20 protein-coding genes are annotated in these 20,091 nt (G+C 44.0%); 11 read left to right on the top strand and 9 right to left on the bottom strand.

What is annotated here, in order from left to right; genetic code table 11:
* The first annotated feature begins 9 nt into the window (after nt 1-9).
* From X939_RS0109200 to X939_RS0109190, 3 genes are all read left to right on the top strand, one after another.
* Nucleotides 10-525, top strand: a complete 516-nt coding sequence (locus X939_RS0109200) for a hypothetical protein (protein ID WP_025762966.1) — start codon at nt 10-12, stop codon at nt 523-525.
* Nucleotides 526-1,229: 704 nt separating this feature from the next.
* The gene (locus tag X939_RS0109195) at nt 1,230-4,466 is read left to right on the top strand and encodes a SusC/RagA family TonB-linked outer membrane protein (RefSeq protein WP_025762965.1); all 3,237 of its coding nucleotides are present in this window, start codon (nt 1,230-1,232) and stop codon (nt 4,464-4,466) included.
* Nucleotides 4,467-4,502: 36 nt separating this feature from the next.
* The gene (locus tag X939_RS0109190) at nt 4,503-6,080 is read left to right on the top strand and encodes a RagB/SusD family nutrient uptake outer membrane protein (RefSeq protein WP_025762964.1); all 1,578 of its coding nucleotides are present in this window, start codon (nt 4,503-4,505) and stop codon (nt 6,078-6,080) included.
* Nucleotides 6,081-6,151: 71 nt separating this feature from the next.
* Here the strand turns inward: X939_RS0109190 and X939_RS0109185 are convergent, their stop codons facing one another.
* From X939_RS0109185 to X939_RS0109145, 8 genes are all read right to left on the bottom strand, one after another.
* Nucleotides 6,152-6,931 (bottom strand): TIGR00266 family protein, encoded by a 780-nt coding sequence (locus tag X939_RS0109185; RefSeq protein ID WP_025762963.1) that lies wholly within the window; start codon nt 6,929-6,931, stop codon nt 6,152-6,154.
* Between the two features lie 71 nt (nt 6,932-7,002).
* Nucleotides 7,003-7,266, bottom strand: coding sequence for a hypothetical protein (locus X939_RS0109180; RefSeq protein ID WP_025762962.1), 264 nt, complete (start codon nt 7,264-7,266; stop codon nt 7,003-7,005).
* Nucleotides 7,267-7,422: 156 nt separating this feature from the next.
* The gene (gltX, locus tag X939_RS0109170) at nt 7,423-8,973 is read right to left on the bottom strand and encodes a glutamate--tRNA ligase (protein WP_025762961.1); all 1,551 of its coding nucleotides are present in this window, start codon (nt 8,971-8,973) and stop codon (nt 7,423-7,425) included.
* 103 nt (nt 8,974-9,076) lie between these two features.
* Nucleotides 9,077-9,445, bottom strand: coding sequence for a Rid family detoxifying hydrolase (locus X939_RS0109165; RefSeq protein ID WP_025762960.1), 369 nt, complete (start codon nt 9,443-9,445; stop codon nt 9,077-9,079).
* A gap of 109 nt (nt 9,446-9,554) precedes the next feature.
* Nucleotides 9,555-10,073, bottom strand: a complete 519-nt coding sequence (locus X939_RS0109160) for an acyl-CoA thioesterase (protein WP_025762959.1) — start codon at nt 10,071-10,073, stop codon at nt 9,555-9,557.
* Nucleotides 10,074-10,114: 41 nt separating this feature from the next.
* Nucleotides 10,115-10,411, bottom strand: coding sequence for a putative quinol monooxygenase (locus tag X939_RS0109155; RefSeq protein ID WP_025762958.1), 297 nt, complete (start codon nt 10,409-10,411; stop codon nt 10,115-10,117).
* A gap of 60 nt (nt 10,412-10,471) precedes the next feature.
* Complete coding sequence (locus tag X939_RS0109150) at nt 10,472-11,839, bottom strand: NAD-dependent succinate-semialdehyde dehydrogenase (RefSeq protein ID WP_025762957.1); 1,368 nt, start codon at nt 11,837-11,839, stop codon at nt 10,472-10,474.
* Nucleotides 11,840-11,956: 117 nt separating this feature from the next.
* Entirely contained in the window at nt 11,957-12,970 is a 1,014-nt protein-coding gene (locus X939_RS0109145) for a zinc-binding alcohol dehydrogenase family protein (protein ID WP_025762956.1), read from the bottom strand.
* A gap of 177 nt (nt 12,971-13,147) precedes the next feature.
* Here X939_RS0109145 and X939_RS0109140 point away from each other — a divergent pair, with 177 nt between their 5' ends.
* Nucleotides 13,148-14,002 (top strand): AraC family transcriptional regulator, encoded by an 855-nt coding sequence (locus X939_RS0109140; RefSeq protein WP_025762955.1) that lies wholly within the window; start codon nt 13,148-13,150, stop codon nt 14,000-14,002.
* A 13-nt stretch (nt 14,003-14,015) separates the two neighbouring features.
* Here the strand turns inward: X939_RS0109140 and X939_RS0109135 are convergent, their stop codons facing one another.
* Nucleotides 14,016-14,858 (bottom strand): outer membrane beta-barrel protein, encoded by an 843-nt coding sequence (locus X939_RS0109135; protein ID WP_025762954.1) that lies wholly within the window; start codon nt 14,856-14,858, stop codon nt 14,016-14,018.
* A 522-nt stretch (nt 14,859-15,380) separates the two neighbouring features.
* On the opposite strand from X939_RS0109135, the gene X939_RS23615 reads away from it, so the two are divergent.
* The 7 genes from X939_RS23615 (at nt 15,381) to X939_RS0109095 (ending at nt 20,087) form a co-directional block, all read left to right on the top strand.
* The gene (locus X939_RS23615) at nt 15,381-15,704 is read left to right on the top strand and encodes a hypothetical protein (protein ID WP_131694715.1); all 324 of its coding nucleotides are present in this window, start codon (nt 15,381-15,383) and stop codon (nt 15,702-15,704) included.
* Nucleotides 15,701-17,209 (top strand): RHS repeat domain-containing protein, encoded by a 1,509-nt coding sequence (locus X939_RS0109125; RefSeq protein ID WP_157493018.1) that lies wholly within the window; start codon nt 15,701-15,703, stop codon nt 17,207-17,209. The genes X939_RS23615 and X939_RS0109125 overlap by 4 nt, the downstream gene beginning before the upstream one ends.
* 5 nt (nt 17,210-17,214) lie before the next feature.
* Nucleotides 17,215-17,463 (top strand): hypothetical protein, encoded by a 249-nt coding sequence (locus X939_RS0109120; RefSeq protein WP_025762951.1) that lies wholly within the window; start codon nt 17,215-17,217, stop codon nt 17,461-17,463.
* A gap of 38 nt (nt 17,464-17,501) precedes the next feature.
* Nucleotides 17,502-18,428 carry an RHS repeat domain-containing protein gene (locus X939_RS23770; RefSeq protein ID WP_084299390.1) on the top strand — a complete coding sequence of 309 codons (927 nt, stop codon included), beginning with the start codon at nt 17,502-17,504 and terminating at the stop codon, nt 18,426-18,428.
* 5 nt (nt 18,429-18,433) lie between these two features.
* Complete coding sequence (locus X939_RS0109105) at nt 18,434-18,763, top strand: hypothetical protein (RefSeq protein ID WP_025762948.1); 330 nt, start codon at nt 18,434-18,436, stop codon at nt 18,761-18,763.
* A 138-nt stretch (nt 18,764-18,901) separates the two neighbouring features.
* Nucleotides 18,902-19,138, top strand: coding sequence for a hypothetical protein (locus tag X939_RS23765; protein ID WP_025762947.1), 237 nt, complete (start codon nt 18,902-18,904; stop codon nt 19,136-19,138).
* Entirely contained in the window at nt 19,083-20,087 is a 1,005-nt protein-coding gene (locus tag X939_RS0109095) for a colicin E3/pyocin S6 family cytotoxin (protein WP_198034384.1), read from the top strand. Before X939_RS23765 ends, X939_RS0109095 begins: the two co-directional genes overlap by 56 nt.
* The last annotated feature ends 4 nt before the right edge of the window (nt 20,088-20,091 follow it).

The raw sequence follows: 20,091 nt of genomic DNA, 5'->3' as shown, positions 1-20,091 counted from the left end.
GTAATAGATATGAAAAATAACTCGTTCAAAGCAGTCATAATGCTCCTGGGAGCAGTGATTTTCTCCTCCTGTCTGAGGGAAGACATCGTGGCCACTCCAGGTATCAAAAGCGTCAAGTACTATATGAATGATGCGCAAGGGAAGGACTCACTTATTGGCTCACCTGTAAAAGGGAAAACAGTAAAAATTGTAGTGGATACCGATGCTGACATGTGTTCAGTATGGCCCGGAGGCATCCGGGAAATCATGAAAAAGAAAATAAGCAGTGATGGAGGTGTAACCTTTGCCGACTCGATTGACATGTTTAACAATCCTGTCCTGGTGAAGAGTGATAGGTATACAGACTATGGTTTGATTGGGGCCCGGGGATTAAAAACTACCCTCTCCAGCGATGGATGGTACTGTAATTACACCTATCCCGATGCCGGAGATTTCAATCTGGTAGTTGTAGTGACCAATCATGGATATCAGGACAAACAATTTAAGCCGGCAGTAATAGATTTTGGCATGCTTTCCGTAAAGTAATCCATTACCAGCCCATAGCCCTGAACGGTAGACAGGGTTATGGGCTCTTCAAAATGGCATTAGGCCGAACATCAGAATACTGGCTAATGAGGTGTTGAGGGGCTATCTAATTGCCGGATTGAGCTGAATTAGCCCTACTACGTCTAAGTCCTGTAAAATACATCGATCTACTTATTATTTCTTCTTTTATAACCCGCATCTCTCCCCTGTGCCAGTCAGTACCTCTGCCTTCTCGGCAGAGCTAATAGACCATAATTGAAAATGAGAATTTAACATTTATATCATATTGCGCAAAACCGATCCTCCACAGTACATTCTCCTCAGCAAATAAAGCTTATCTCTTATAAATTCTTTATAAAACCTCAGAAAAGCCCGATTAATTCAGAGTTTTTATTTCATGCAAACGTTTGCAATAAAACGGTAAAATCATTCGGGTTTTGTTTTTGAAAATATTTTAGTTTATTTGGCACTATTCTTTAATTTTACTTAAAATTCTACCAATGAAACTTCCAATTATTCATTTAAACGTAGGATTTTAGTGCTAAAATTATAATGAAGACAAATACCATTAGCTTTTCTCAATCTAAATTTCTGTAAATTAATTATTCTCTCAATCCTAAATACCACCTTATGCTAAAACCTTTTTGCTAAACAGCTTTTGCTGCATTGAATCTTTAAAAAAATTTACTAACCATTACCTAACTATGACAAAAAAAATTACGCACAACTACTGGGGGGGAAGTCAGTTCATAAGGAGCAAATTTCTGCCGGCCATGCTGCTACTAGCCAGCCCGCTTTACGCAGCTCCCAGCCTTACACCCGCATCGGGAACTACGCTGACAACCAAGGCCATCGATAAAATAATTACAGGTAAGGTTACCGACTCCTCTACGGGAGACGCCTTACCGGGGGTAAATGTAGTGGTGAAAGGTACCAGCCAAGGTACTACCACTGGGGTAGATGGCACCTATAGACTCGATGTAGCGGACAACAGTACCACGCTCGTATTCAGCTTTGTAGGCTTCCTTAGCAAAGAGGTTACGATCGGCTCCAGATCAGTGATCAACCTGGCCCTGGACTCCGACACGAAGGCCTTGAGTGAAGTAGTCGTGATCGGGTACGGTACGGCTAAGAAGTCGGACCTTACCGGATCGGTAGGCACTGTAAAGGAAGATCAGCTTAAGGAGCGCCCGGCCCCTTCATTAAACCAGGCATTACAAGGTAAAATATCCGGGGTGCAGGTTAACGTCAACTCAGGACGTCCCGGGGGGCGCGGTAACGTGCGTATCCGTGGGTTTAGCTCCATCAACTCCTCCAACAACCCTTTATATGTTGTGGATGGTGTGATGTTACCTCAGGGAAATCAAAATCAGCAAAGTCAGGCCATCGATTTCATCAATCCGAACGACATCGTATCGGTGGAGGTCCTTAAAGATGCCTCCTCAACGGCCATATATGGTGCAAGGGGAGCCAACGGGGTAATCCTAGTGACGACCAAAAAAGGAAAATCGGGGGAAGGTTCGATTACCTATGGGGTCGACTTTAGTGTAGCCACTCCTGGCCCAAAAAGAGCAAAAGTACTCAATGCCCAGGAATATCTGGAGGTAGAAGATATTGCCTATAAAAATATGGAAAAATTTGACCCGTCAGGATGGGCAGCGGGCAAGTACTTGACGCATAATCCACAAGTAAGGCGTGCCGCTCTGCAAGCAAAATATCCTGAAATCTTCACCGTGCGTCCAGACGGGACTTACGCTCCCAATTATGATACGGATTGGTTCAAAGAAGCTACTCAGAGTAAACTTTCCCAAAATCATCAACTTGGTTTTAGCGGAGGAAACGAAAGGACTACGTATGCTTTATCTCTCAATTACCGGGATGATCAAGGGTTGATCAAAACTTCTTATTTAAAGCGATATTCTACCCGGTTTAGCATTGACGACCAGGTAAAGAAATGGTTAAAAATAGGAGCTACGCTCAGCTATAATAACCAAGCTGAAAATCTGGTAGATATCAATGATGCAGTTCCTCGTCAGATGGTGGAAGATTTCCCTTTCTTACCCGTAAAATACAAAGACGGAACATATGCTAATAACAGAGATTACCCAGGAGCGGAAGGTTCGTTCAGCTCAGTACACCGCCTCATGGGTCGCCAGTATATCCAGAATACCCAAACCACTTTAGGAAGTATCTATTCTAATATCACCCTGGCCCCCGGCCTTGAAATGCGCTCTGTATTAGGGGTAAATATTTTAAATCAAGAAATCAACCAGTCGGAAACTAGGACCCTGCGTATTGGTGAATCAGGATTAGCCAGTAAAAACAACCGCAAGGAACAGTTTTGGTCGTTTGAAAATTATTTGACTTATAATAAAACTTTCGACGGCATACACGCTTTAAATGCCTTACTAGGGATATCCTGGCAAGAAACCAATATAGCCACCACCGGGGCAAGCGTTAGGAATTTTTCTACTGATTATTTCGGATTTGACAACCTGGGTGCAGGAGCCACACTACCCGGCGTTTCTTCAGGAGCATCGCGGTTTGCTTTTAACTCCTATTTCGGTCGTATCAACTATACGCTTCTGGACAAATATCTGCTGACGGTAACAGGGCGGGCCGATGGCTCTTCCAAATTCGGAAACAATCATAAATATGCTTTCTTCCCTTCTGCAGCTTTAGCATGGAAAGTTTCAGATGAAGATTTTTTAAAAAGCAGTTCATTGATTTCCAACCTGAAATTGAGAACCAGTTACGGTTTGACCGGAAACTCAGAAATACCATCCTATTCGTCTCTGTCCCTGTTAAGCTCTAATTATGCTACTGTTTATGGGGATGCCAGAGTAAATGGTACAGGTATCAACAGGCTTGCCAATAATGACCTGAAATGGGAGAAGACAGCCCAGACCGATGCTGGTATAGAAATCAGCTTCCTAAAAGGCCGTATAGCCATTGAAGCCGACTATTATTACAGAAAAACCACTGATATGCTTCTGGATGCGCCCGTACCACGTACGAGCGGTTACGCGGTTATCCGCAAGAACATTGGCTCTATGGAGAACAAGGGATTTGAATTCACCTTAAATACCGTCAATATTGAAAGGGGCGCTTTTAGCTGGAACACAAGCTTTAATATCTCTCTAAACAAAAGTAAGGTACTTTCTCTGGCCACTCCCGCAGACATATTTGGAGTAGGTGGACCCGGAATTACCAACCAAACCAGTGTGATCCGTATTGGAGAACCGGTAGGAGCTTTCTGGGGGCTTACGCGTTTGGGAACCTGGAGCGAAGCGGAAAAAGATGAGGCAGCCAAGTTTACCAGCTATCGCGCTAGTCTTACCATGCTGCCAGGAGACATCAAATATAAGGATGTTAATAACGATGGCGTAATCACTGACGCCGACCGCAGTATTATTGGAAATGGAAGTCCAAAAGGCTGGGGATCCCTTACCAACACGATTCGTTATGGCAATTTTGACTTGATGCTCGATCTGCAATATTCCTATGGTAACGATGTAATGGACATGAACCTTCACGCTAGCGAAGACCGTGTATCTCTTGCCAACAGCTATGCCACGGTTCTGGACGCCTGGACTCCTACCAATCAGGACACTCCTATTGCACAACTTCGTGATACCAAAGCGGGTTATGTTACCAATGTAGACACCCGATGGATATTTGACGGCTCATTCCTGCGTGGTAGAAACCTCGTGTTGGGATATACCTTCCCATCCGACATGATCAATAAGATTAAGCTAAGCAGACTTAAGGTGTATGTATCGGCTCAGAATTTCTTCCTATTAACAAAATATCCTCATGGAGACCCTGAAATGACACCGATTCGTGGTGGAGACGGAGACAACGTATTTTCGCAAGGTATGATCTGGCACGGATACCCAAAACCATCCACCTTCACAGGGGGCTTACAAATCACTTTGTAAGAGGCTGATTTACTTATTTCAATAAAGACATATAATATGAAATTATACCATATCAAAAAACTTGGACTGGCCATGATCTCTGGGGTTATGATGCTGGCTCCTACGAGCTGCTCCGACTTCCTAGATGAAAAGGATCCTTCTAACCTGACACCCGATAGTTTTTATACTATCCCCGATCATGCCGAAGCTGCTATTGCCGCTACTTATTCCGACCTTCGGTTTTATGGAAGTGGGGCAGGAATCTTCTCGGCTAACTGGCAAATGCTGGAGGCTGTAACCGGTACGGCCACCACCGAAACCGGACAAAATTCCAATCTAAACAATTTGTACTCTCTGAGCTACGATGGTAATACTGAGCATATCAGCAACTGGTGGAACGGTTTGTACAAAATCATTGCGAATGCCAACCTGGCACTGGAGAAAATACCTGGTATTAAATTTGTTGCGCCGGCTACGGAAGCACAAAAAACCAAGTTAATAGGGGAAGCAAAATTTTTGAGAGCCTGGGCATACTTCAATGTGGTCAGACTATGGGGAGATGCCCCTCTTATTACTAAGCCTCAATCTGCTTCTTCCGAAGATTTCTTTCCACAAAGAACGCCTCAGGAACAGGTGTACAACCTTATCGTAGAGGACCTAAAAGCAGCGGAGGCTGCTGGATTGCCCGTCTTTGAAACCAGTGGACGTGCTTCGCAAATGGCAGTAAAAGCACTTCTTTCGAAAGTTTACCTAACCATGGCCGGTTTCCCTCTTAGTAAAGGAGCCTCTCATTACACTTTGGCGGCTGCCAAGGCGAAGGAGGTAATAGACTATTCGAAAGCGAATCCGTCGACTGTCAATTTGTTTGATAACTACAAGAAAATTCATGATGAGACGCAGAAAAATAAATTAGAGCATCTCTTTCAGATCCAGTACAATTCAACTGTGGCAAGTTTTCCGCTAAACGACTTTTTTCCCAATTTCAAGCCTGTCACTTTTGCAGGACCTGGCGGAACGGGAAGCACAGTACCTACTTTGTCGTTTTATAATTCTTTCGAACCTGGGGACCTCCGGACAAAAGATCAGGAAGGCTGGTTTTATACGAGCTATTATATGAACGGGAATGGCGAACCATTCGATCTGGGAGCACCCTATGTGTTTAAATATTTCAATATTGCTGCCCTAGGGGGTAAGGGAGTTAACCCTACCAAACTTAATAACCTGAATGTTAACCTCATTCGCTTTGCTGAAGTACTGCTGATCTATGCAGAAGCTCAAAACGAAGCCGGAGGACTTAACACAGAAGCATATGAAGCTTATAAACGCATCCGGGATCGGGCCCAGCTTACCACCCCAGCCATGGGAACTTTTTCACAGTCGACTTTTAGAGAAGCCGTTTGGAGAGAAAGATGGTATGAATTCTGCTACGAGGGTATCACCTGGTTCGACATGGTACGCCTTCGCAAGGTCTTTAACGAAAAAACGAAAGGCTTTGATAATTTCGTAGGCCATATCAACTTGAATATTGGAAGTGGGGTTGCATTAAAGGAAAAACATCTATTATTTCCTTTAGGCGTGCAGGAAATGCTAAACAGCCCTAACCTGCGACCGCAGAATCCAGGTTACGAGCAATAGTCCAAAAATAGATTACAAAAAAGCCCCAGTGAGAATTGCTTCACTGGGGCTTTGCTATTTTTCAGGGCTGGTTAATCTTCAAAAAGGTTGCCCAGTTTTCCGATCACCGAGCCACTTTCTTTATTTGAATTTGGTCCGCCAACGGCTAGGCGTTGTATCAATTTCGAGATGGGCATCGACTGAATCCACACGCGACCTGTCCCCTGTAAAGTGGCCAGGAACATGCCTTCCCCTCCGAACACCATTGACTTCAGACCACCTGAACGTTGTATATCGAAGCTTAGGGACTGCTCAAAAGCGACCACACATCCGGTGTCGACCCGCAAGGTTTCGTTATTTAGCTGACGCTCGATCATAACCCCACCGGCATGAACAAAGGCCATACCGTCACCCTTTAGTTTCTGAAGGATAAATCCCTCGCCACCAAACAGTCCAGACCCAAAACGTCTGTTAAAATGGATTTTCATACTCGTTCCCATAGCTGCACATAAGAAGCCGTCTTTCTGCACGATTAATTCATTTCCATAGATTTTCGAAAGATCGATCGGCATGATGGTACCGGGATATGGAGCTGAAAAGGCGACTTTTCTTTTGCCCACTCCCCTGTTGGTAAAATGAGTCATAAACAAGGACTCCCCAGTAAGAATGCGAGTCCCTGCCTGAAAAATTTTGCCCATAATGCTCTGATTGGCCTCAGAACCATCTCCCATTTTCGTTTCGAAATGGATTCCATCTTCCATAAATAGCATGGCGCCCGCCTCTGCTATAACTGTCTCCATAGGATCCAGCTCTATTTCAGCAACCTGGATATCATCACCAATAATCTTATAATCTATCTCGTGTGATCTCATTTTTTACAAAAAAAATTATGGTTTAAAAGCAGTTTACTTGCCTAAGCAGCGCAGTGCTCTTCCAGGAAGCATTATTCTTCTTCGTCCAAAAAAGCGTCGGTGTCTAAATCCTCATCCTCCTCAGGTTTGGCATCTCGACCAGGAATATCTTCACGATCTCTCAGTTTCTTGTCGTCAACATTCTTATTCAGAAACTCGTTGATACGATCCATATCATAACTGGTCGTAATTTCGCCAAAGGAATTGATTTTGATATCAAAGCCATCCAGATCCTTATGAACCCTGGGTTTTCCCTCGGTAGGTTTTGCGCTGCTGGTTTTCTTTTTCTTTGCCATCTCATGTCTGTTTAATGCTGGATATCACTTTTTCACTTACGGCTCAAAAAATTCATACCCTTATCCATTTCAATCATGACTCTGGCCTATCTGGTTATGAAATTACGAAAGCCATCAGGTAAGGGCAATAGATATTGAGTAAACGGTGCTTTTGAATTAGGCCAGGCGAATTTGGGCTGGTAAACGGTCGATAGCCCCTTTCAAGCGGCTGCATACTTCCTCCTTACCCAGTATTTCCATGGTCACCATCAGGTCCGGTCCGGTGCCCACCCCTGTCAAAGCCAAGCGAAGCGGCTGCATCACTTTCCCCATTTTAATGGACATAGCCCCTAATGTTTCTGAAATTAACGTTTTGATAGATTCCGCTTCAAAAGCAGCCTCATAGGACGTGAAGGCATCTGTTAGTCCAGAAATAGCGGCAACCGCCTCTTCATTCCACTTCTTGAGGGCCACATCCTGGTCATAGACCTGAGGAGCCGCAAATAAAAAGAGTGACTCGTTTACGATATCTTTGACAAAGGTCACCCGATCTTTAAGCAAATAAATAATTTTTGTTACCTGCTGATCCGAGATATTAATTCCCCTGGCATCAAATAATGGTTTTATCTCCTTAGCAAGTTCCGCCACTGGACGATCTTTCAGATATTGCTGGTTAAACCAGTTGGCTTTTTGAATATCGAATCGAGCGCCCGCCTTATGAACCCGCTCAAAGCTAAAGGCGTTTATCAAATCCTCCATGCTAAAAAGCTCTTGCTCCGTTCCTGCGTTCCAACCCAATAGGGCCAGGAAGTTGGCAGTTGCATCGGGGAAATAGCCTTCTTCCCTAAAACCTCTGGCTACATCACCCGTAACCGGATCGGTCCACTGCAGGGGAAATATGGGGAACCCACCCAAATCGGCATCCCGTTTGGACAGCTTACCGTTACCATCGGGCTTAAGTAATAATGGAAGATGAGCAAACTTAGGCATGGTAGACTCCCAGCCCAAATAGCGGTAAAGCAATACATGCAAAGGAGCAGAAGGCAACCATTCTTCTCCCCGGATCACATGGGTTATGCCCATCAGATGGTCATCTACAATATTGGCCAAATGATAGGTAGGCATGCCGTCCGATTTCAATAACACCTTGTCGTCAATCTGGCTGGAGTGAACCACCACCCATCCGCGAATCAGATCGTTGAATCGTATGTCCTCTTTTGGCATAATTTTCATCCTGATAACATAGGGATCTCCATTATCCAGGCGCCTCTGCGTTTCAGCCGGAGAAAGGGTAAGAGAATTGTTCATCTCCATCCGGGTAATAGCATTATACTGAACTGCGGCAACCTTGGCAGCTTCCAACCTCTTGCGCATTGCATCTAGCTCCTCCGCAGTATCAAAGGCATAGTAGGCCTTTCCCTCCGCAATAAGCTGGTCGGCATATTGTCGATACAAAGGTTTACGCTCCGACTGTCGGTACGGAGCATGAGGTCCGCCTTTTCCAAGCCCTTCGTCAATGGTAATTCCCAGCCACTCCAACGCCTCTAGAATATAGGCCTCTGCCCCAGGTACAAACCGGGTTTGGTCAGTATCCTCTATTCTGAGGAGCATCTGTCCGCCGGTCTGACGGGCAAATAAATAATTATATAGGGCGGTACGCACGCCACCGGCATGTAAAGGACCGGTGGGACTAGGGGCAAAGCGCACCCTTACAGGTTGATCACTCATTGGATTATTTGGTATTATAAGTATAGAAGTAGATACCACTGTACTCCCTGGTAGAAGAGTAAGGTGGTATCCATTATATTTTAAGGAAAGGCCTCTAATAGCCTTACTCTACGGCAATTACAGAAATCTCCACATTGACATCTTTGGGCAGCTTGGCCACCTGAACGGTCTCCCTGGCAGGAGGTTCACTAGTAAAGTAACCGCCATATATTTCGTTTACGGCGGCGAAATCATCCATATTTTTCAAGAATATTGAAGCCTTTACCACCTGAGAAAAGGACATTCCAGCCGCGCCAAGGATATGCCCGATTTGCTGCATCACCAAACCTGTCTCTGCCTGAATATCGCCCGACTTGGCAAGCTCAGCAGCGATCTGGCCTGACACATATAAAGTACCATTGCTTTTTACAGCCTGACTGTAGGGCCCTATGGGCTCAGGAGCCTTATCGGAATAAATTATTTCTTTCGCCATTTTTTAGTATTGATTTTAACAGTAGCCTATTACCCTGGTGGATTATTAGGCTGCTGGCACCTGAATTATGATCTGGCAAAATTATCAAAAATTACGGCAAGTATCGACTTTATTCTGTTTCAAAAAGCGCCCGCAACTCTTTGGCGTCGGCTGGCTTCATCCGTCCTGCTAGTACGAGCCGCAGCTGGCGTCGTCGTAGGGCGCTGTCAAATAAGTCAATTTCTTCAGGGCTTTCTGGTACCAAAGCGGGCACCTCAATGGGTCGGCCATTCTGATCTACGGCCACAAAGGTGTAAAAAGCACTGTTGGTACTGACCCGTTTGCCGGCAGGTATATCTTCGGCCCATACTTGCAGATGAACTTCCATGGAAGAATTAAATGCCCTGGTCACCTTGGCTTGCATGGTTACGATATTGCCCAGCCGTATAGGCTCCGTAAAAGACACATTGTCGACCGAGGCCGTTACAACAATGCGGTTGGAATGTTTCTGGGCAGCAATAGCAGCACAGATATCCATCCAATGCAAGAGGCGTCCGCCCATTAAATTATTCAAGGTATTGGTATCATTAGGAAGCACCATTTCTGTCATGGTAACATCCGACTGTTCTGGCTTCTTGGGATTGAGCATAGCGATAAGTTGTCTGTTAAGAAAAACCAAATGTCCTGATATTAGCCGATCGGAGTCATTTCATTCAGTACCACCTCTTGCACTGCCCCTTCAATAGCTTTTCCAAAATCAATGACATGAGAGGCTTGCATATGCGCTTGCCATAGCTCCCTGTTCGACCAGTTTTCATAGAACAGAAATAAGTTCGGATTCTCATTATCCTGATGCAGGACATAATCGATACATCCTTCTTCAGTCCTAGTAGTCGCAATAAGCTTGATAAGCTCTCCCTTTACTAATTCCAAATTTTCTTCTTTGGCCAATATGCGGGCCACTACGGTTAATTGCTGATTTGCCATGGGGCGAATATACTACTTGTGTAAAAGACTTTATTGTAACAGCATAAAAAAATAAGGATATTAGTCGATCCAGATGGATTTAGTATTTACAAACTCTTGTATACCATAACCTGATAGCTCCCGTCCATAGCCACTATTTTTGATACCACCAAAAGGCATACGAGGATCCGATGCCACCAGCTTGTTGACGAAACTGCTCCCTGCCTCCAACTGCAGAGCAACTTGCTCTCCGCGTTCCTTATTACTGGTGACTACTCCTGAACCCAATCCATACTGCGAATTATTGGCCAAGGCTATCGCATGTCTTTCGTCTTTGGCCCTGATTACTGAAGCCACTGGCCCAAACATTTCGTTGTCAAATGCTTCCATGCCTGGTTTGATATCGGCCAAAATTGTTGCAGGATAATAGGCACCAGGGCGATCGGGGATCACTCCTCCCATTATCAATCGCCCACCCTGCTCCACGGACTTAAGTACCTGCTCATGGAGTTCGTCGCGCAAATCGGCGCGGGCCATTGGTCCGTAATAACTACTTTCATCTTGGGGATCCCCCATTTTGGCTACCCTCATCTTTTCTGTGTATCGATCTAAAAAGGCGTCGTAAATCTGATCTACCACTACAAACCGCTTGGCGGCAATGCAGGTCTGTCCATTATTTTGTAAACGGCCCAATAGGGCAAGATCTGTAGCCATTTCCAAGTCGGCATCTTCCAGTATGATATAGGCGTCACTTCCTCCCAGCTCCATGACTGTTTTCTTCAGATTTTGCCCCGCAATGGAGGCCACCGAACGTCCGGCAGGGTCGCTGCCCGTGAGCGTAACGGCTACGATATTCTTATCTTCTATAATGTCTTTAATGTGTTTGGAATCCAAGTTCAGGTTTGCAAATGCTCCCTCAGGGAAACCTGCCTCTTTGAAGGCATTCTCCAAGGCACATGCGCAGCCCTGCACATTGGAGGCGTGCTTTAATATGCCCGTATTCCCCGCCATGAGCGCAGGGGCGGCAAAACGAATAACCTGATAAAATGGAAAATTCCAAGGCATCACTGCCAGCACCACGCCCAGCGGTTGAAAAGTAACGTAGCTCTTGGCAGCCTCCGTTTCGACAGGCTTATTGGCTAGTAGCGCTTCGGCTTTATCGGCATAATACCGACAGACCCAGATACATTTTTCTATCTCTTTTCGAGCCTGGCCAATCATTTTCCCCATTTCATTGGTGGCCAGCTGGGCATATTCCTCCTTGTGGGTCTCCAGCACATCGGCCAGACTGTGCATTAATCTGGATCGCTCAGAGAAGGGTTTCCCCTTCCATGAGTCGTAAGTATTTTTAGCAAGCTGTACTTTGGTTAGGGCTTCCGTCAGCTCAATACGTTGATATTCGCTAATTTTTTCGCCCGTTGCTGGGTTTATAGAGATCGTACTTGACATCGTATTTTCCTTTTGGTTTCAGTAAAGTGAGCAATAATTGTACCCAGTTAACCTCCAAGGTAATATTACATCCCAAAATTAAGAGGCTAAAACAACCAATTCCTGCGTTTGTTACTCCTAGAACTCAATTACAGTTTTTCCTATGGTCGTTCCTGATTCCTGCATCCGATGTGCTTTCTTCAAATGATCCACCGTAAAGCCCTGCAAGGTAGTAGTTAAAGTAGACTTCAATACGCCTGCATCTATCAAATCGGCTACTTCATTTAAAATCTCGTGCTGGCGTGCCATATCTGCTGTAGTATACATCGAGCGGGTGTACATCAGCTCCCATGAAAATGTAACACTTTTGGTTTTGAGAATATTCAGGTTCAATGGAGAGTTACTACCAGTAATGGACACGATATGCCCCTGTGGCTTGATCAGTTCGGCGGCAAGATCCCAATAGCCCTCCAGATCCACAAAGTCTAAAATATAATCGACTTGTCCGTGACCAATTTTTTCCAAATCAGCTTTCAAGTGGCGATGATTCACCACAAAATCGGCGCCTAGTCCCTCACACCATGCTACCGTTTCGGGACGCGAGGCCGTGGCTATTACAGTTAGCCCAGCCACTTTTTTCGCAATCTGAATGGCAATAGAGCCAACCCCACCTGCTCCGGCCAATATCAACACCGTCTTGCCCTTGTCGGTAGTAGAGTTTACTTTAATACGATCGAATAAAGATTCCCAAGCCGTAAGAGCGGTGAGAGGCAGAGCTGCTGCTTCCGCATTGGTTAAGGATGTCGGCTTGCGACCAACAATACGTTCGTCTACCAATTGATATTCAGCATTGCTCCCACTTCTGGTAAGATCCCCCGCATAGTACACCTCATCTCCAATTTGAAAACGAGAAACCTGATCCCCTATTGCTTCCACTACCCCAACTGCATCCCATCCAATTATCTTGGGCATATCCAAAACCGTATCCTTGGCTGCATTTTGCCGGATCTTAAAATCTACCGGGTTTACCGATATGGCAGAAATTTTCACCAGCAAGTCATATCCCGAGGCGATCGGTGTTTCCGTTTCAAAGGCTATAAAACTGTTTTCTTCCGTGATGGGTAACGATTGCTTAAATCCTATAGCTTTCATAATGCTTTGTTTTTAAAGTACTAAAGTGATGCTGCAAATGTAGGGGGGATACCCGGAGCATGCCATGTATCAAAATGGGTATTCTAGGTATAAAAAAAGGTTTGAAACTATATTCATAATAATATTTGTTTCAATAACAGTAAGTTTACCGCATTAAATGCCCAAAATAGCCAGATTATGTTCATAGAACAAACATATAAACCTTTTGAAATACAAATAGAAGAATTGGAGCAGTGGGAAAAGCGCCCGCATCAGCATAATTTTTTCGAATTGGTATACATCGACATGGGTAGTGGCTTACAGTGCATCAATCAGAGCGAGTTTGGCTACTCGACTGGGAATATTTTCTTATTACCTCCTTTGGATTGCCATTCGTTTAAAATTCAGGAAAAAACCAGGTTTTACTTTATCCGGTTTACTGACTTGTACTTCACCAAAGAGGCCCCGACTGGCAATTATAAGGAATGGTTTAAAAAACTATCGTATGTGTTATCGAACTACAACAGGGTAGCGGGCGATATTATTCAGCACCGAAGCTCACTTGAGCGTGAATTATTGATCAACCTCATCAAGCAAATACATCAGGAATGCCTCTCTAAGGACGGCTACTCCGAAAGCATTATCGAGAGCCTCATGGTGAGCATTCTGAACATTTTGGCTCGGAATATTGAAAAGCGATATGTGGATGCTAACCATCACAAGGATTACAAATTTGGAGAGATCGTCCGCTACATCCAGCATAATATCTATCAGAAAGACAAAGTCAGCCTGGAGCATCTTAGCGGCGAGTTTAGTGTGTCACCCACCTATTTCAGTGAGTATTTCAAAAAGCATTCGGGTTATACCTTTCAGGAGTATTTAATTAAGACAAAGCTCAAGTTAGCGGAGAGTTATTTTACGCATAGTGCCTACTCGATCAAGGAAATTGCCTATATGCTTGGCTTTACCGACTCGAGCCACCTGTCGAAAACTTTTAAGAAACATTATAACACCACGATTCAGCACTTTAAGCGCAGCAATCATGCGACCTAAAGCGCCCCTTATTTTAAGGAGTAAAGCATTTTAACTTTTTACGCTCCCTAGCCTGCTGGCGGTTACCTAGCAGATATTTTGCTCGAACTTGAAAAAACAGATAACTATCCTTCACCTCGGCACCACCCCGCATTCCGCCCACCTGCCGGGGAGGCAGGCCTATTTCAGGCGACCGATCGGAAAGCTGACGCGCTAGATCAGAGGCCAATGCATCGGGATCAGGATAAAATGTACTGACATCGTCCAGATAATCGGAGTTCACAAAGTTATTGCACAGCTCCAGGCCCAAACTTAGCCTCTCCGTTGTTTTAACCGACACCCCTATCCCTCCGGTGAACACCAATGGTAGACGGTTGTACTTTTCCCCTTCGGTCATCAGAGGGGCCAGGCTATACCAGTTGTCTCCTAGCTGCGCCTTGGGCGTCATAAAGGTAGCACCCAACCCCGCAAACAAATAGGGATTGATGGGTGCATGGCGGTTATAGCCAAATAAGTCGGCCTGAATACCGAGATTGATGTCCGGGTTACGGGTTCTGAACGAAAGGTTATTTTGGTAATTCTTGGAATATTGTTGATCGGCTTTTACCTGATAAAAACGTATCTCGCCTCGAGCACTAAAATTTTCGGTGAACCTAAACTGCCCTCCCAGAGAAATCGAAGGGCCAAGACCCAAGTGCTTCATATCGATCCCATCGCGCAGATCACCCATATAATAGGCTACTCCCAGCCCAGCAGTCACACTCATCAGGCCAAAAGGCTGAACATAGCGCTGGCCGGCATTGCCATATCCCTGCGAAAAGGTCTGGCTTGTAATACTATAGAGAAAAATAATGTAGAATAGTATGCGATACTTCATAGTGTATTTTCTAAGTCTGGACACAAATATGCGCCGGGTCAAGGTAAATTGCTACCTTTTTGTAAAATTATACATGGAATAAACTTTGTCACGACTTGTTTAGAATTGCAATCGGCAGTCGGCTATCTGCTATCGGCCGTCAAACTCTTCCCGAAAACGATTTTCGGGTTGATTGCTACTGCATATTGGTTATCATATTCATCATACAAAATCGGTCGTGACAAGGTCAAATATATCCATAACGAAGAAATATACTGAAGTTGGGTAAAGTTTGAAAATATATTATTGTTATAGGGCTTATACGAAATGACTTAACAATCATTTAGTTTAAATTTCATATAGCCACGTGAATAATCATTCGCAGCAATGAGAATATTACTAGGTAATAATAAAGTATCAAATTCTAAACTAAAATGATGAGTCTTCCAGAAGGGTTATAGTGCATATCTGCTACTGGTTACTTTCGATACCAAACTGATTGCCCAGCCAGTCAATAATAATAATGCCATAAAAGATGTCGTAATGCCAGGGCCCACAGCATCCAGCCTTGGAAAATTTGGAGATATCCCCGTCAGTTATTATACCGGTGTACCCAGTGTGAACATTCCCATTTACACGGTAACGGATGGCCCGATAAGCCTTCCCGTTTCTTTGTCCTATCATGCAAGTGGGCTTAAAGTGGGAGAACTGGCCAGTTGGGCGGGTTTCGGGTTCAGCGTCCAGGCAGGGCTGCCCAGGCATACGGCTTCACCTATGATTACTTGGACCGGCTCACCACTTCAAGATATTCTAATTACACCGCAGCAGGCGGTATCGATCCTGTGGATTACTATGGAGAGTCTATGAATTTTGACGTTCGGGGGAACGTTACTTCCATCACCCGCAATGGTATGGTGAAAGGCTCCAGCAGATACACAAATACCACCATTGACAACCAGGCATTGACCATACCAGCCGGTGGAAACCTTACCACACAAAGTACCGGCGCCAGCAGCATCCCGGCCAGTCATATCAATCTGGATGCACCGCACAACTATCTGAACCTGCCAAACAAATTTGATTTTGGCTCCAATAATACCATCGACTTGCTTTATGACGGATTGGGCAACAAGCTCCGTAAAACTGTTAAAACCTCAGGAACCACAACTATAACCCAGGATTATTTGGGCGGCATTGAGCTGAAAAACAATGTCGTGGAGGCGGTGTATAATGAAGAAGGACGTGCATTTAATAATGGCGGAACGTTTCGTTATGAATACGTGCTGCGTGATCACTTGGGCAATACTCGGGTAGTGTTTTCTGATAAAAATGGAAGTGGTAGTATTGATAACACCGAGATTTTAAGCGAAACACATTACTATCCCTTCGGGAAAAGTTTTGACGGTGCCTGGTATAGTGACTCAAATGCTTCAAAGTATCGTTATCTTTATAACGGGAAGGAGTTAAGCGAGGAATTTGATCTGAACTTTTATGATTATGGGGCTAGGTGGTTGGATCCGGGGATGGGGAGCTGGTGGGAGGTGGATCCGCTGGCAGACCAATTTCCAAGTCTGACTCCCTATAATTTTGCAGAAAACAATCCCATCAGGTTCATTGATCCTGATGGGATGGCTTCCCAAACAATTTATGACTTTGACGGCAAAGCACAAACTGTTGGAGATAATGATTATGCTGCATCGAGTGATAATGGGGGCTGCCCACCTAATTGTCCACAAACGATTGCAAAAGCGGATGCAACAGGGCGGGCTAGTTCAGTAACACCGCAGCTAGCCACTGGTGGAGTAACCTTGCCCCAAAGAGATCAAGGTACACTGTCCAATGCGGACTCCCGGCTTCTGCCACATGAACAGGCGGGGACTATTGGGATAATCATAGGATTGCAAACAATTGCGACTGAGACGGCGCTTGCTGCGGCGGGTAAATATGTAGTAGCATTGGTTAGAGGAAAAAGTCTAGGTAGCGGTTCACAAAATTTATATAGTGGAGTTAAACAAGCTTCGAATTATTTGCAAGAAATAGGCATTCCAAGATCTTATAGAAAGGAGATATTACAGAGTTTTGAGACAGAAACCATTTCATTAAGAATTGCAAATATGAATACATTTGGTCTTCGATTTTATGGTGGTGCAGCAAGTGAAAGTGGAAGGTATTTATTTCCTACATTTACAAGTTATACCAATAGAGTTGGTTTAGCATTGCCTGCCAAATGGAACACTATGTCGGGTATTTCACAATTTCAAATTGCTCCCGGCTCAACCTATATATATGGCAGGGCTGCGTCTCAGGGAGGTATTTATACAGGAGGAAGCTACCAAATGTACGTACCCAATTTAGGAAACTTAATAAAATAAAAATAATGACTGAAACTTCATTTCTTAATAAAAAGGAAAAACTAAAACAGTTTATTGATCTATGTTTGTCAAAAACAGATCAATTAGAAAGTTTAGAGCCCCAATTAAAAAAGTTGAAAGAAATACTTGAAAAATATAATTATGAAAACCGTATTGAAAGTAAGGGGACATTAACAAGAACAATTATTGATAGTCTAGAATTGCCTTACACATTAGGAGAAAAATTTATTTACTTTGATAATAGTATCACGTAGGTGAGGCAAATAGTGCCTTTTGTCAATCGTTCTTTGAGATACTGTATTACTATCCATTTGGGAAATCTTTTGATGGTGCCTGGTACAATGATGCTACAGCTTCAAAGTATAAGTATCTTTATAACGGGAAGGAGTTAAGCGAGGAATTTGATCTAAATTTTTATGATTACGGAGCGCGGTGGCTGGATCCAGGGTTAGGGAGCTGGTGGGAGGTGGATCCGTTGGCAGAGAAGTTTCCAAGTCTGACTCCCTATAATTTTGCGGAGAACAATCCGGTTTCCAAAATTGATCCGGATGGGATGGCTTCCCAAACAATTTATGACTTTGACGACAAAGCACAAACTGTTGGAGATAATGATTATGCTGCATCGAGTGATAATGGAGGCTGCCCACCTAATTGTCCACAAACGATTGCAAAAGCGGATGCAACAGGGCGGGCCAGTTCCGTAACACCGCAGTTAGCCACTGGTGGAGTAACCTTGCCCCAAAGAGATCAAGGTACACTGTCCAATGCGGACTCCCGGCTTCTGCCACATGAACAGGCGGGGGTTGAAGGGGTATCTTTGGGGTTGGAAATGGTGGGTGGTGAGATAGCAATTGTTAAAGTTGGGAAAATTATACGCTCGTTAAGGGCCGCTTCTAAGGCGAGCGAAATGGGATTCCGTTACATGACAGAAGGAGAATTAAACGCAATCCGAGAGACGGGATTGTTAAGAGGGGGACGACCTGGAGAGACGTTTTATACGAAAGATTTATATAAATCTGCGTCAAAAGTTCAACAGCGATTAGCATTGCCCAGTACACCAACACATCGTGTTGAATTTGAAATATTAAATAATCCTAACATAATACGAAAAGGAACAAAAGTACAATCAGCATTTGGGATGCCTGGGAAGGGTGCAGAATTTTTGACTACCGATCCTGTAAATGTAAGATTGATTAACTGGCAACCATTAGGACATTAAATTTCATGGAAAAAGCAAAGTATAAAATAGTGGTAAGCGAACCCTGGAATTTTGATGGGCCAGCTGGAACAAATCTAATAGTAGGAGAAATTTTTAAAGTATTTTCTCCATCAAAATTAATTTTTAAGTCAGACCATTTGATAAGCTTCGGAGACTTAAAAGGAGACATATTAATTCTGGTACCAAGGTATGAAGAACAGCTATTTATAGAAAATGGCTATGAATGTATTGTTGGAGGTGCATTATTCTTACTGACAGATTTCGAGCATAAGACTGAAAAATTTATGGAAGACAATAGTAAATATGTATTGATAGGCAAATTAGAAAAATATTAATTCCTATCGTTTAGTAATTTATCCACGCAGAGTAATGGCAAAAGCAGCATCCCAACTTCACATACTAATCTGGAGGCCCCGCATAACCATCTAAACCTGCCCACCAAGTTTGACTTTGGCTCCAATAATACCATCGACTTGCTTTATGACGGATTGGGCAATAAACTTCGTAAAACAGTTAAAACCTCAGGAACCGTAACACTGACCCAGGATTATCTCGACGGCATAGAACTAAAAAACAACACCGTAGAAGCGGTATATAACGAGGAGGGCCGGGCTTTTAACAATGGCGGGACCTTCCGGTATGAATATGCCCTGCGTGATCATTTGGGCAATACCCGGCCGGGGTGGCGCTCCACTGGTGTTTTCGGATAAAAACAATTCGGGTAGTATTGACAATTCTGAGATAATAAGCGAAACCCACTATTACCCCTTTGGAAAAGCGTTTGACGGTGCCTGGTATGGTGACTCAAATGCTTCAAAGTATCGTTATCTTTATAATGGTAAAGAGTTAAGCGAGGAATTTGATCTAAATTTTTATGATTACGGAGCTAGGTGGCTGGATCCGGGGATAGGATCATGGTGGGAAGTTGATCCGGCCAGTGAAGGAAATAGAAGATGGAGCCCTTATGCTTATGGGAATAATAATCCGGTAAGGTTTATTGATCCAGATGGAATGAGTGCTTTTGAATTGACCGGAAGCAATGGTTACGGGGTTACTGGTGCTGAGACTGACAATTCCACGGAAAGAGATATTTTGAACAGAAATGACGTTATAGCAAAATGTGAAACTTGTCCAAAAAATAAAACTTATGATATTTATCGGGATTCAGATGCACTGTTTACCTATGACAACAAAACTGGTATTGTGGTTAATGGAGATGGCAAAGGGGCAACCGTTTACGGAAAGCGAGAAAGCCAAGCAACAACAATAGGTCTGCCTTGGTGGTATAGTTTGGGGGCTTTTACCGAAAATATTCCTCAAATAAGCTTAAATAGCCTTAAAGTGGCCGCCACAATACCTTTGATGACATTAGCTTTTGTCTTGACCCCGACACAGGCTCAGGCTCCGGGTGTAAACCCAGAAATAAGATACTATGAATCCCCACCAACTGTTTTACCTGGATTTCCAGGAGCAAGAAAAGTTATACCAAAAGCTGGAAGAGCAAGATGGGTTACACCGGATGGAGATATTTTGGAATGGGATTCTCAACATGGTGAAATAGAGGTTTATGATAAGCGAGGAAAACATAAGCGAGTTGCCGATCCAAATTCAGGAGAGACAATTAAACCAAAAGTTCCAGGCAGAACAACACCAAATTAAGAAT

The organism is Dyadobacter tibetensis Y620-1, from assembly GCF_000566685.1.
Classification (GTDB): domain Bacteria; phylum Bacteroidota; class Bacteroidia; order Cytophagales; family Spirosomataceae; genus Dyadobacter; species Dyadobacter tibetensis.
This window is presented reverse-complemented; position numbering and strand designations above follow the sequence as displayed.